Source organism: Streptomyces sp. NPDC102490 (assembly GCF_044765285.1).
Taxonomy (GTDB): Bacteria; Actinomycetota; Actinomycetes; order Streptomycetales; family Streptomycetaceae; genus Streptomyces.
In genome coordinates, this window is record NZ_JBIWJU010000001.1 from 203,359 (window position 1) to 215,356 (window position 11,998).

13 protein-coding genes are annotated in these 11,998 nt (G+C 71.6%); 7 read left to right on the forward strand and 6 right to left on the reverse strand.

Annotated elements, in window-relative coordinates; all coding sequences use genetic code 11:
- Positions 1 to 59 precede the first annotated feature (59 nt).
- The 4 genes from ACIRGB_RS00925 to ACIRGB_RS00940 all read right to left on the reverse strand — a co-directional run bounded on the left by ACIRGB_RS00925 (position 60) and on the right by ACIRGB_RS00940 (position 4,178).
- Entirely contained in the window at positions 60 to 644 is a 585-nt protein-coding gene (locus ACIRGB_RS00925) for a dihydrofolate reductase family protein (protein WP_403857159.1), read from the reverse strand.
- A 74-nt stretch (positions 645 to 718) separates the two neighbouring features.
- A complete protein-coding gene (locus tag ACIRGB_RS00930) occupies positions 719 to 1,315 on the reverse strand; it encodes a GNAT family N-acetyltransferase (RefSeq protein ID WP_403857162.1) in 597 nt (198 codons plus the stop codon).
- A 210-nt stretch (positions 1,316 to 1,525) separates the two neighbouring features.
- Positions 1,526 to 2,686, reverse strand: a complete 1,161-nt coding sequence (locus ACIRGB_RS00935; RefSeq protein ID WP_403857165.1) for a family 2 encapsulin nanocompartment cargo protein polyprenyl transferase — start codon at positions 2,684 to 2,686, stop codon at positions 1,526 to 1,528.
- An 85-nt stretch (positions 2,687 to 2,771) separates the two neighbouring features.
- Positions 2,772 to 4,178, reverse strand: coding sequence for a family 2B encapsulin nanocompartment shell protein (locus tag ACIRGB_RS00940; RefSeq protein ID WP_403857168.1), 1,407 nt, complete (start codon positions 4,176 to 4,178; stop codon positions 2,772 to 2,774).
- 340 nt (positions 4,179 to 4,518) lie between these two features.
- Between ACIRGB_RS00940 and ACIRGB_RS00945 the strand changes: the two genes are divergently transcribed.
- Positions 4,519 to 5,097 (forward strand): N-acetylmuramoyl-L-alanine amidase, encoded by a 579-nt coding sequence (locus ACIRGB_RS00945; protein ID WP_403858168.1) that lies wholly within the window; start codon positions 4,519 to 4,521, stop codon positions 5,095 to 5,097.
- A 53-nt stretch (positions 5,098 to 5,150) separates the two neighbouring features.
- Positions 5,151 to 6,059, forward strand: a complete 909-nt coding sequence (locus tag ACIRGB_RS00950) for a 1-aminocyclopropane-1-carboxylate deaminase/D-cysteine desulfhydrase (protein WP_403857171.1) — start codon at positions 5,151 to 5,153, stop codon at positions 6,057 to 6,059.
- A 31-nt stretch (positions 6,060 to 6,090) separates the two neighbouring features.
- On the opposite strand, the gene ACIRGB_RS00955 is transcribed toward ACIRGB_RS00950, so the two are convergent.
- Positions 6,091 to 7,683 carry a Na+/H+ antiporter gene (locus ACIRGB_RS00955; RefSeq protein ID WP_403857174.1) on the reverse strand — a complete coding sequence of 531 codons (1,593 nt, stop codon included), beginning with the start codon at positions 7,681 to 7,683 and terminating at the stop codon, positions 6,091 to 6,093.
- Between the two features lie 61 nt (positions 7,684 to 7,744).
- On the opposite strand from ACIRGB_RS00955, the gene ACIRGB_RS00960 reads away from it, so the two are divergent.
- From ACIRGB_RS00960 to ACIRGB_RS00970, 3 genes are all read left to right on the forward strand, one after another.
- Positions 7,745 to 8,005: a UBP-type zinc finger domain-containing protein gene (locus ACIRGB_RS00960; RefSeq protein WP_087807295.1), complete on the forward strand. Its 261-nt coding sequence runs from the start codon at positions 7,745 to 7,747 to the stop codon at positions 8,003 to 8,005.
- 250 nt (positions 8,006 to 8,255) lie between these two features.
- Entirely contained in the window at positions 8,256 to 8,669 is a 414-nt protein-coding gene (locus tag ACIRGB_RS00965; RefSeq protein WP_003973726.1) for an anti-sigma regulatory factor, read from the forward strand.
- A 17-nt stretch (positions 8,670 to 8,686) separates the two neighbouring features.
- A complete protein-coding gene (locus ACIRGB_RS00970; protein ID WP_403857178.1) occupies positions 8,687 to 9,751 on the forward strand; it encodes an RNA polymerase sigma factor SigF in 1,065 nt (354 codons plus the stop codon).
- 45 nt (positions 9,752 to 9,796) lie between these two features.
- Here the strand turns inward: ACIRGB_RS00970 and ACIRGB_RS00975 are convergent, their stop codons facing one another.
- Positions 9,797 to 10,249: a hypothetical protein gene (locus tag ACIRGB_RS00975; RefSeq protein WP_403857181.1), complete on the reverse strand. Its 453-nt coding sequence runs from the start codon at positions 10,247 to 10,249 to the stop codon at positions 9,797 to 9,799.
- A gap of 127 nt (positions 10,250 to 10,376) precedes the next feature.
- On the opposite strand from ACIRGB_RS00975, the gene ACIRGB_RS00980 reads away from it, so the two are divergent.
- Both ACIRGB_RS00980 and ACIRGB_RS00985 read left to right on the forward strand, forming a co-directional pair.
- Positions 10,377 to 11,345 (forward strand): diacylglycerol/lipid kinase family protein, encoded by a 969-nt coding sequence (locus tag ACIRGB_RS00980; protein WP_403857183.1) that lies wholly within the window; start codon positions 10,377 to 10,379, stop codon positions 11,343 to 11,345.
- A gap of 320 nt (positions 11,346 to 11,665) precedes the next feature.
- Entirely contained in the window at positions 11,666 to 11,923 is a 258-nt protein-coding gene (locus ACIRGB_RS00985; protein ID WP_003973730.1) for a WhiB family transcriptional regulator, read from the forward strand.
- Positions 11,924 to 11,998: the final 75 nt, after the last annotated feature.

An 11,998-nucleotide genomic window follows, 5' to 3' on the forward strand; every position in this document is an offset into this window, starting at 1 on the left:
GCCCGGCCGCCATCCTGGCCGGGCCCCTTCGGCGTTGCCGAGGTCGGGCGGGCGACGGCTCAGCGCTTGCGGTGGTACGTCCGCACCACGGCGCCGTTGCCGAAGGTCCGCACCGAGTCCGGCACGAACTCGGTGATCTCGAAGCCGGAGGCGAACATCGGCATGCCGGTGCCGAGCACCACCGGGTAGGTCTTGACGACCAGTTCGTCGATCTCGTCGACCAGCTCGCCGGCGACGGCCGATCCGCCGCACAGGTAGATGTCGAAGGCGCTGTCCTCCGCCTTCAACTCCCTGACCCTGCCGACCAGGTCCGTGGAGATGATCTCGACGTTCGGGTCGGGCGACTCGGTGAGCGTGCGCGAGGCGACGTACTCGCGCAGATGTGCGTACGGGCTGGTGATGCCCTCCTTGAGGGCCAGGTCGTAGCTGGCCCTCCCCTGGACGACCGTGTCGAACCGCTTGTTCGGCAGGTCGTCGATGCCGAGCGGCCGACGGCCGTGGGTCGGCAGTGTCTCCGGGTACTCCGCCTTCAGGAACTCGAGGAACTCCTCGTCGACGAACGAAACCATGAACGACGCGTCGCCGTCCGGGCCGCCGATGAAGCCGTCGATCGAGCAGGCGATGAAGTACGTGAGTTTGCGCAAACCGGTCTCCCCTTCACATGGACCACTACGGGCACAGTACTCCAGACGTAGTTGTTTGGGGAAGGGTTATCGGATCACAGGATCTGCGGCTCCCGCCACATCGGCCACATCCGGGGACCGTCCGGCAGGTCCAGGGCCCGGCCGGTGAACGCGAAGCCGAGACGCTCGTACAGCACCTTGCCGCGGGCGCTGCTCGCCTCCAGGTAGGCGGGCAGCCCTTCGCGGTCGCAGCGGTCGAGGACGCTCTCGATCAGCGCGGTGCCCAGCCCTTCGCCCTGCCGCCCAGGAACCACGCCGATCATCCACAGGTACTCGTGGGCCCGGCCGGCGGGGTGGATGTCGCCCGTGAGGCGGGCTATCAGCTCCACGCGCTCGTTCTCCGGGTCGACGGCCTCGCGGAGCTGCGCGGGACCCCCCTCGTCGTCCTCGTGCTCGTCCGCCGGGACGGGCAGCCACAGCGCGCAGGCGGCGCCGTCCTCGGTGAGGTCGATGCGCCCGTCGGCGAAGACCGCGTCGGCGAACGCGGCCATGAGCCGGTGGTGCGTCCGGCGCCGGTACTCCTCGCCGGGAAAGACCCAGCTGCTCACCGGATCGTCCTGGAAGGCCTCGTCCAGCAACCGGACGACCAGCTCCCGGTCGTCCTCCCCCGCCGTCCGGATCACCACGCCCATGCCTCGCCCCTTCGACTCAACACCGCTCGTCCGTACGGCGGTTGAGCCTAACCGCTGAGCCGGGACCCGGTGGGGGGGGGAGACAGGGTGGCGGGCCCCGCACACCGTGGGGAAGTGCGGGACCCGCCGGACCGGAGCCGTCGGCGGTGCGGCCGTACGTCGGTCAGGTGCCGTACGGCCCTGCACGGGCTCCGGGGTCTTGCGCGGCGCTCAGGTGCTGCGCCGGGTCACGAACTCGGCCAGCGCGAGCAGCCCGCCGGCCGCCTCCGGCTCGGGCACGGCCCGGGCCAGCTCCTGCATGGCCCGCGCCATCCGGTCGGCCGCCTGGGCCTGCGCCCAGTCCCGGCCGCCGGCCCGCTCCACGGCCAGGGCGGTGCGCTCCAGGTCCTCCTTGCCCTCGTCGTACGGTGCCGCGTACAGCTCGGCCAGTTCGGCCGCGGCCGGGGTGCCGGAGGTCAGGGCGGCGACCACCGGCAGGGACTTCTTGCGGGCGGCCAGGTCCGCACGGGCCGGCTTGCCGGTGCGGCTCGGGTCGCCCCATATGCCGATGACGTCGTCGATGAGCTGGAAGGCCAGCCCGGCCTCACGGCCGAAGGCGTCCAGCGCCTCGACGTCCTCCGTGGCCGCACCCGCGTACAGCGCGCCGAGGGCGCAGGCACAGCCCAGCAGAGCACCCGTCTTGGCCTCGGCCATGGCGAGCGCCTCGTCGAGCGTGACCTCGCCCGGCGGGCGCCGCTCCATGGCCGTGTCCGCGTGCTGGCCCTCGCACAGCTCCATGACGCAGTCGGCGAGCCGGGTGGCCGCCGCCGCGGACGCCGGGTGCGGGTCCGCGGCGAGCAGCCGCAGGGCGAGCGCCTGGAGGGCGTCCCCGGCGAGGATCGCGTCGGCGTCGCCGAACACGGTCCACGCGGTCGGCCGGTGCCGCCGGGTGGCGTCCCGGTCCATCACGTCGTCGTGCAGCAGCGTGAAGTTGTGGACCAGTTCCACCGCGGCGGCGGCCCGGCCGGCCGCCGCGCGGGCCGTCGGCCCGCCGAGCGCGGTCGCCGCGGTGAGGACGAGCGCGGGGCGGATCGCCTTGCCCGCGTTGCCCGCCGCCGGTGTGCCGTCCGCGTGCTGCCAGCCGAAGTGGTAGAGCGCGATCCGGCGCATCGACTCGGGCAGCGATGCGATGGCGGACCGCAGTTCGGGGTCGACCGACGCCCGTGACTCGCTCAGGAGTACGGCTGCCTCGTGCCCTTCGGCCACCGCTTGTTCCTGCCCGCCGGACGACTCCCCCGGCTCCTGCTCGCGCTGTGTGCCGATGGGCCCGCGCCTTTCCGGCGTTCCGGTGGGACGGCGCGTCGCGGTGGCGCCGCGCCGGGTCTCCGTCATGGACTCACCTTCCCCCTGGGCCCGTCCGTACCCCGGGGGTGTACCCGCCCGGGAGGGCGGGGACACGGCGTTCGGGACAGTGGCGTCACTGCCAGCGGCCGATCTCGACGTTCTCCAGGACGCCGAGCGCGTCCGGCACCAGGACGGCGGCCGAGTAGTAGGCCGTGACCAGGTACTTGATGACGGCCTGCTCGTTGATGCCCATGAAGCGGACCGACAGACTCGGCTCGATCTCGTCCGGGATGCCGGTGGCCCGCAGCCCGATGACACCCTGGTCCTGCTCGCCGGTACGCATCGCGATGATCGACGACGTACGGGCCTCGGTGACCGGGATCTTGTTGCACGGGTAGATGGGCACACCGCGCCAGGTCGGGATGCGGTTTCCGGCGACGTCGATCGTCTCGGGGACGAGACCGCGCCGGTTGAGCTCGCGGCCGATGGCGGCGATGGCGCGCGGGTGGGCGAGGAGCAGCTTGGTGCCGCGCCGGCGGCTCAGCAGTTCGTCGAGGTCGTCCGGGCCGGGCACGCCCTCGTGCGGCTGGATGCGCTGGTCGTACTCGCAGTTGTGCAGCAGGCCGAACTCACGGTTGTTGATGAGTTCGTGCTCCTGGCGCTCCTTCAGCGCCTCGACCGTCAGCCGGATCTGCTGCTCGGTCTGGTTCATCGGCTGGTTGTACAGGTCGGCCACGCGCGAGTGGATGCGCAGCACGGTCTGGGCGACGCTCAGTTCGTACTCACGGGGCCGGGCCTCGTAGTCGACGAAGGTGTGCGGGATGTCCGGCTCGCCGGTGTGGCCGGCCGCGAGGTCGATCTCCTTCTCACCGTGCTTGTTGGTGCGCTGCTCCGGGATCGAGCGCCGCTGCTCCAGGTGCTCGCGCAGGGAGTCCGACCGCTCCGCGACCTGCTCCACCTCCTGGCGGGGCAGCACCAGCACCGTGCAGGCGGTGACCGTGCGGGCGGTGAACTCCCAGATGGCGTCCCCGTCGAGGAGCGCCTGGTCGCCGAAGTAGGCGCCGTCGGCGAGGACGCCGAGCACCGCGTCGTCGCCGTAGGGACCGCTGCCGATCTTCTCGACCTTGCCGTGTGCCAGCAGGTAGACCTCGTCGGCCCGGCCGCCGAACGAGGCGATGACCTCGCCGGGTCCGAACTCCCGCTGCTCACAGCGCTGCGCGAGCTCCGACAGGACCTCGTCGTCCTCGTACGACCGCAGGGCCGGCAGCTCGCCCAGCTCCGCGGGGATGACCTCGACGCGGTCGCCGGTCTTCACGAACGTCACGCGACCGTCGCCGACGGCGAAGGTCAGACGCCGGTTGACCCGGTACGTACCGCCCTGGATGTCCACCCAGGGGAGCGAGCGCAGCAGCCAGCGCGAGCTGATCTCCTGCATCTGGGGAACGGACTTGGTGGTGGTGGCCAGGTTCCGCGCGGCCGCCGTGCCGAGGCTCTGCTGCGGCCTGGTCTGCTCGGTGCGGACCTCTTCGCCTACCGACATAAGGAATTGCCCTCCCGGTCATGCCGAACGGCTACGCCCGGCATCGATGTGCACGGACCACCCTTCCTCACGGAGCGTGCCGGTGCTATTACACGAAAGAGCGGGAATGGATCACGTGCGGCCGGGGCAGGTATGGGGGCTTGTCCGGCGCCCCGGCGACTCGTCCGGCTCCGTCCGCTGCCCTGCTCGGCGCCACTGGTCGGCACGAGTTTGGCCGAAAGGATTCGCACACGGAGCGAGCGGGCCATAGGAGGCGCTCCGTTTCGGTACAAGCTCCGTACGAGGCGGCCGCACCGGGCGGCCGTCACGCAGCGTGAAGGAGCCGGCCGTGGCCTCACCCATGTCCGCGAGCAGTTTCCTCGAGGCACTGAAGGCGGAGGGCCTCACCGTCGTCGAGGTCGGCGACTGGCGGGACCACCACCGCAACCACAAGGGCCCCTGGGGGCCCGTGCACGGGGTGATGATCCACCACACGGTCACCCGGGGCAGCGCGCGGACGGTGGACATCTGCCGCAAGGGCCACGAGGACCTGCCCGGTCCCCTGTGCCACGGGGTCGTCACCAAGGACGGCACGGTCCACCTGGTCGGGTACGGCAGGGCCAATCACGCCGGTCTCGGCGACGACGACGTCCTGCGCGCGGTGATCGCGCAGAAGGCGCTGCCCCGGGACAACGAGGCGAACACCGACGGCAACCGGCACTTTTACGGCTTCGAGTGCGAGAACCTGGGCGACGGCGACGACCCCTGGCCGGCGGCGCAGCTGGAGGCGATCGAGCGGGCCGCCGCGGCGGTGTGCCGCCACCACGGCTGGAACGAGCGGTCCGTCATCGGTCACCTGGAGTGGCAGCCGGGGAAGGTGGACCCGCGCGGGTTCACGATGGCGTCGATGCGGGAGCGGGTCCGGGACCGGCTGAAATGAGGTGGCCGCCACGCGGCGGCGCGACCGTGACGCGGGGGCGCGAGAATGACGGGGTGACCGGAAACGACACCCGCGACCTCGCCGCCCTGCGACCCCGGCTGCCCTCTCCCCTGCACGAGGTGGCCGACGGGCGGTTCGAGCGGCACGGTGTCCGGTTGCTGCTCAAGCGGGACGACCTGATCCATCCCGAGCTGGTCGGCAACAAATGGCGCAAGCTGGCGCCGGTTCTCGCCTCGGCGGGCGGCCGTGCCGTCGTCACGTTCGGCGGCGCCTACTCCAACCACCTGCGGGCCGCGGCCGCCGCGGGCCGACTGCTCGGGCTGCCCACGGTGGGCGTGGTCCGCGGTCACGAACTGGCCGGCCGGCCGCTCAACCCCTCGCTGGCCCGGTGCGCCGCCGACGGGATGCGGCTGCACTTCGTCGACCGCTCGACCTACCGGCGCAAGTCCGAACCGGAGACGCTCGCGGCCCTCCTGCGCACGGTGGACGCCGAGGGCGCCGTGGTCGTCCCCGAGGGCGGCAGCAACGCTCAGGCCGTGCGCGGCTGCCGCGAACTCGGCGAGGAGCTGGGCGAACACGCCGACGTGGCCGCCATCGCCTGCGGCACCGGCGGCACCCTCGCCGGGCTGGCCGCCGGACTGCCCCGGGGGCGGCGGGCCCTCGGCATACCCGTGCTCAGAGGCGGCTTCCTGGAGGGCGACATACGGCGGCTCCAGGAACGCGCGTTCGGCGGGCCGCGCGGCACCTGGAGCCTGGACGACCGCTTCCACCACGGCGGCTACGCCCGCACCACGCCCGGGCTGGACGCCTTCGCCGAGGACTTCGAACGCCGCCACGGCCTGCCCGTGGAGCGCGTCTACGTCGCCAAGATGCTGTACGCCCTGCTCGCCCTGACCGAGGAGGGCGCCTTCCCGCGCGGGACCACCCTGGGGGCGGTCGTCACCGGCCGCCCCTTCCCCTGAGCGGTCCCCGCCACCGCGCCGGTGCGCCCGCTCAGGTGGCCTCCCGGTAGGCCGCCGCCTCCTCCAGGTCCAGCCGGCGCAGCAGGGTCCGGAGCATCTCGTCGTCGATGTAGCGGCCGTCCCGCAGCCGGACGAAGACCTCGCGCTCGGAGCTGATCATCTCCCGGGAGAGCCGCCGGTAGGTGTCGTCGACGGTCTCGCCGGTGACGGGATTGACCTGGCCGAGCCGTTCCCAGACGGCGTTGCGGCGGCGCTCCAGGACCGTGCGGAGGCGGTCCGCGAGCGGACCCGGCAGGGCGTTGCGCTCGTCGGCCAGCAGCTCGTCCAGGCGCCGCTCCGCGGCCCGCGAGGCCTGTGCCTGCGCGTTGGCCTCCGCCAGTGTCTCGGCCTGCACGTCGTGCGCCGGGAACTTCAGCAGCCGGATCAGCGGCGGCAGGCTGACGCCCTGGACGACCAGCGTGCCGATGACGGTCGTGAAGGTGAGGAACAGGATGAGGTTGCGCTCCGGAAAGGGCTCGCCGCCGTGCACGGTGAGCGGGATGGAGAAGGCGATGGCCAGCGAGACCACGCCCCGCATCCCGGCCCAGCCGATCACGAACGGCCCCCTCCAGGAGAGGTCGCCCTCGCGCGCGCGTACGCGTGCCGACAGCCGGGGCAGGTAGGTCGCCGGGTACACCCACGCGAACCTCGCCACGGCGACCACCAGGAACACGGCGAGGGCGTACCGGGCGGCGTCGATCCCCTCGTACTCCCCCAAGCCCTTGAGGACGACGGGCAGCTGGAGTCCGATGAGGGCGAACACGGCCGACTCCAGGACGAAGGCGACCATCTTCCACACCGCCTCCTCCTGGAGCCGGGTGGCGAAATCGACCTCCCACGCGCGGTGCCCGAGGTAGAGCGCGACGACGACCACCGCGAGCACCCCCGAGGCGTGCACCTGCTCGGCGACCGCGTAGGCGACGAACGGGATCAGCAGAGAGAGGGTGTTCTGCAGCAGCGCCTCCCTCAGGTGGGTGCGCAGCCAGTGCAGCGGCACCATCAGGACCAGTCCGACGCCGACGCCGCCCACCGCCGCGATCAGGAACTCGCCGATCCCGCCGGCCCAGGTGGCGCCCTCGCCGACGGCCGCCGCGAGCGCCACCTTGAAGGCGGTGATGGCGGTGGCGTCGTTCACCAGGGACTCGCCCTGGAGGATCGTGGTGATCCGGGAGGGCAGCCCCACGCGGCGGGCGACCGCCGTGGCCGCGACGGCGTCCGGGGGCGCCACCACCGCGCCGAGCACCAGGGCCGCGGTCAGTGGCAGGCCCGGCACGATGACGTAGGCGGCGCAGCCGACGACGAAGGTGGCGAACAGGACGTAGCCCACGGACAGCAGCGCCACGGGGCGTGCCTGGGCCCGCAGGTCCAGGTACGAGCTGTCGGTGGCCGCGGTGTGCAGCAGCGGGGGCAGCAGCAGGGGCAGGACGATGTGCGGGTCGAGGGTGTAGTCGGGCACACCGGGCACGTAGCTCACCGCCAGGCCCGCCGCGACCAGCAGCAGCGGCACCGGAACCGGCACCCGCCGTCCCGCCGCGGCGATCGCTGCGCTGCCCGCCACCAGCAACAGCAGCGGCATCACGTCCATGGTCCTCGCCCACCCTCGTTTTCCGCGCGGTCATCCGCACGCCCGTCGTAACCTGGCAATCATGAAACAGTGCACGCACGCCGACGCGCTGCCGCACCCGGAACCCGAGCCGTGCGGCGAGACCTGTCCGGAGTGCCTGGCCGAGGGAACGGACCCGGTACAGCTGAGGCTGTGTCTCAGCTGCGGCCATGTCGGCTGCTGCGACTCCTCGCCGAGGCAGCACGCGACGGCGCATTACAAGGAGACCGGTCACCCGGTGATGCGGACCTTCGAGCCCGGGGAGAGCTGGCGCTGGTGCTTCGTCGATCACGTCCTCGTGTGACCTCTGCCCGGGACGGTTCGACCGTCTGACGTCTGGGTACGTCAACCCGGCGCGCGCTCTTCCGATTTGGGCCCGCCCACCCCCTAGCCACTGTGCGTGTTCGCGTGTTTACTATGAGTGACAGCATGGGGTTGGGGTCTCGGGGACAGGAAACTTCGGAGCGCGATAACGTCACCGCTGAACCACGTATCGCGTTATCCCGAGGGGCGTCCCTCGGCCCTGTAACGCTTGTACCACCTTGGAGGTGAGGGTGTCCCAGATCGCAGGCGAGCCCGCGACCCAGGACTTCGTCGAAGTCCGGCTGCCGGCCGCGGGTGCCTACCTGTCGGTGCTGCGTACGGCGACGGCCGGCCTCGCAGCTCGTTTGGACTTCACCCTCGACGAGATCGAGGACCTGCGCATCGCAGTCGACGAGGCCTGCGCGATCCTGCTTCAGCAGGCCGTGCCCGGCTCGGTGCTCAGTTGTGTCTTCCGCCTCGTCGACGACTCTCTCGAAGTCACCGTCTCGGCGCCGACCACGGACGGCCACGCCCCCTCGCGGGACACCTTCGCCTGGACGGTGCTCTCCGCCCTCGCGGGCAAGGTCTCCTCCGCCGTGGACGAGGACAAAACCGTTTCGATCAGCCTCTACAAACAGCGCGGCGCGGGACCCGGGCCGACGTGAGGGACGGGGACGGGCCGGTGCGGGACGAAGAGCGCGGTACACGGGAGCTGCCGGCCGAGGGCACACGTTCTCCGAACGAGGCGCGACGCACGGCGGACGGCATCGACGGCATCCCCGAGCAGGCCCGGCCGCATCCCGAGGACGAGACCTCGCCCGAGGCCGTCGTTCCGGGCGACGGGCAGCGGACCGGGGAGACCCCCGTCCGGCCCGTCCGAGCGGAGGCGCGGGCTCGGGAAAGGGCAACGGGCGGGACGATGAGCGAGCACGAGCGACACTCCGAGGGCCACGCACCGGGCGCACGGGGCGCGCAGGGCACACGGCACGACCCGCAGGACCGCAGCGGTGCGCGCCTTCTGTTCACCGAGCTGCGCACGCTGACGAAGGACAGTGCGGAGTACGCGGAGCTGCGCAATCGGCTGGTCCGCATGCACCTGCCGCTGGTCGAGCACCTCGCGCGCCGCTTCCGCAACCGCGGTGAGCCCCTGGACGACCTCACCCAGGTCGCCACCATCGGACTGATCAAGTCGGTGGACCGCTTCGACCCGGACCGCGGGGTGGAGTTCTCCACCTACGCGACCCCGACGGTCGTCGGCGAGATCAAGCGGCACTTCCGGGACAAGGGCTGGGCGGTACGCGTCCCGCGCCGGCTCCAGGAGCTGCGGCTGGCCCTGACGACGGCCACGGCGGAGCTCTCCCAGCTGCACGGCCGCTCCCCCACGGTCCACGAACTCGCCGAGAAGCTGTCGATCTCGGAGGAGGAGGTCCTGGAGGGCCTGGAGTCGGCCAACGCGTACTCCACGCTATCCCTGGACGTCCCGGACACCGACGACGAGTCCCCGGCGGTCGCCGACACCCTCGGCGCCGAGGACGAGGCCCTCGAAGGGGTCGAGTACCGGGAGTCGCTCAAGCCGCTCCTCGAAGACCTGCCCCCGCGCGAGAAGCGCATCCTGCTCCTGCGCTTCTTCGGCAACATGACCCAGTCCCAGATCGCGCAAGAGGTCGGGATCTCGCAGATGCACGTCTCCCGGCTGCTGGCCCGCACGCTGGCCCAGCTGCGGGAGAAGCTGCTGGTCGAGGAGTAGCCGCCGGTCGGACACCGCCTGGGCGCCGTCGTCGGGCGCCCGGAGCTACTTCCCGGCGCTGCCCGGTCCCCGGATGCCCAGGGCCTGGGTGGTGGTGGGATTGACCAGCAGCACCAGCCCGGCGACGGCCACCAGCGCGAGCACGATGCCCGCCGGGACGGCCAGGCCGTCGGCCCGCATCAGGGTGTAGGCCACGGGCAGCGCCATGATCTGCGTGATCACGGCGGGCCCACGGCTCCAGCCCTTCCGGCCGATGAGTCCACGGGCGGCGAGCAGCGGCAGCAGGGCGAGGACGATCAGGGTGACGCCGCCGGTGACGGCCGCGGTCCGGTCGTCGGGGTGCCCGGTGAGACCCGCCACGAGCATCCAGACCCCGCCGACGACGAGCGCCAGCCCCTCCAGCGCGGCGACGGCGGCCGCGGCGGTCAGCCGGCCGGGGCGGGGGCCTGCCTCTTCGGCGGCCGCGGAGGTGGGGGCGGGGGTCTGCTCGCTGCTCACCCCTGAAGGGTAGCCCTCGGCCCACGCGCGCCCGCCCGGGTGTCGGGCGTATCACGCGCACGGGGTGCCGGTGGGGATCCTCACCTCGGTCTGGGCCGAGTACCACCCAGTAGGTACCCTGCACACCATGCGTGCACTTCTCGTGGTCAATCCGGCGGCAACCACCACGAGTGCGCGCACGCGCGACGTGCTGATCCACGCGCTCGCGAGCGAGATGAAGCTGGAAGCGGTCACCACCGAGTACCGCGGCCACGCCCGCGACCTCGGCCGCCACGCGGCCCAGAGCGACGACATCGACCTGGTGGTGGCCCTCGGCGGCGACGGCACGGTGAACGAGGTCGTCAACGGTCTGCTGCACGCGGGACCCGACCCCGAGCACCTGCCCGGCCTCGCGGTGGTGCCCGGCGGTTCCACCAACGTCTTCGCCCGCGCCCTCGGTCTGCCCAACCACGCGGTGGAGGCCACCGGAGCCCTGCTGGACGCCCTGCGCGAGGGCAGGGAGCGCACCGTCGGCCTGGGTCTGGCGTCGGGTACGCCGGGTTCGGAGGACGAGGCGGTCCCGGCCCGCTGGTTCACCTTCAACGCCGGTCTGGGGTTCGACGCCGGGGTGGTCGGCCGCGTCGAGCAGCACCGCGAACGCGGCAAGCGGTCGACGCACGCCCTCTACGTACGCCAGGTGGTGCGCCAGCTCATCGGCGAGCCGCACCGCCGCAGCGGGACGATCACCCTGGAGCGGGCGGGCGAGGACCCGGTCACCGATCTGGTGCTCTCCATAGTTTCGAACACCTGCCCGTGGACGTTCCTCGGCAACCGCCCGATCTACGCCTCCCCCGAGGCGTCGTTCGACACCGCGCTCGACGTCTTCGGCCTCAGCCGGCTGTCGACGGCCGCGGTTGCCCGGTATGGCACCCAGTTGCTCACTTCGTCCCCCGATCGGGGACCGCGCGGCCGGCACGCGGTCTCCCTGCACGATCTGACCGACTTCACCTTGCATTCGAAGGTGCCCCTGCCCCTCCAGATGGACGGTGACCACCTGGGGTTGCGGACCAGCGTGGCGTTCACAGGCGTACGCCGTGCACTGCGTGTGATTGTGTGAGCAGAAGGGGCGAAAGTCCTTTCACTCGAACGTTTAGACCAGGGTCCACCCCATGGAAGTACGGCTGTGACCTAGTCGACACCGAAGAATCAAAAAAAACTTTCCGGAAGGGGTTGTATCCGCCGCCGAGGTTTGCGAGTCTCTTCTTGGCGATCGGGACAGCCCGCAGGACCGGCATCCACAGATCACCGGAACCCCTCTTCAAATCACAGGACCACGCCAGGGAACCTGACGGTAGGCCCTTCCCTTGTTGAGGGATTCGTGAAAGCGTTCACATTCACAAGCATCCCAGCATGTAATACCAAGGAGAGGTAGCAGCCATGGACTGGCGTCACCGCGCCGTTTGCCGCGAGGAAGACCCCGAGCTCTTCTTCCCCATCGGCAACACCGGTCCCGCGCTGCTGCAGATCGAGGAAGCCAAGGCCGTCTGCCGTCGCTGCCCCGTCATGGAGCAGTGCCTGCAGTGGGCGCTCGAGTCCGGCCAGGACTCCGGCGTCTGGGGTGGTCTCAGCGAGGACGAGCGCCGCGCGATGAAGCGCCGTGCCGCCCGCAACCGGGCTCGTCAGGCCTCCGCCTGACAACCCACCCCTACTGACAGCCTCAGCTTGGCGGCGCGTACAGCGAGTACGCATCCCCCGCTCCCGAGCCGCAGC

Coding starts and splice junctions, on each gene's coding strand:
- ACIRGB_RS00985 (WP_003973730.1), top strand. CDS start 11,666: ATGGACTGGCGTCACCGCGCCGTTTGCCGCGAGGAAGACCCCGAGCTC.
- ACIRGB_RS00945 (WP_403858168.1), top strand. CDS start 4,519: ATGTCCGCGAGCAGTTTCCTCGAGGCACTGAAGGCGGAGGGCCTCACC.
- ACIRGB_RS00960 (WP_087807295.1), top strand. CDS start 7,745: ATGAAACAGTGCACGCACGCCGACGCGCTGCCGCACCCGGAACCCGAG.
- ACIRGB_RS00935 (WP_403857165.1), bottom strand. CDS start 2,686: ATGACGGAGACCCGGCGCGGCGCCACCGCGACGCGCCGTCCCACCGGA.
- ACIRGB_RS00940 (WP_403857168.1), bottom strand. CDS start 4,178: ATGTCGGTAGGCGAAGAGGTCCGCACCGAGCAGACCAGGCCGCAGCAG.
- ACIRGB_RS00980 (WP_403857183.1), top strand. CDS start 10,377: ATGCGTGCACTTCTCGTGGTCAATCCGGCGGCAACCACCACGAGTGCG.
- ACIRGB_RS00930 (WP_403857162.1), bottom strand. CDS start 1,315: ATGGGCGTGGTGATCCGGACGGCGGGGGAGGACGACCGGGAGCTGGTC.
- ACIRGB_RS00955 (WP_403857174.1), bottom strand. CDS start 7,683: ATGGACGTGATGCCGCTGCTGTTGCTGGTGGCGGGCAGCGCAGCGATC.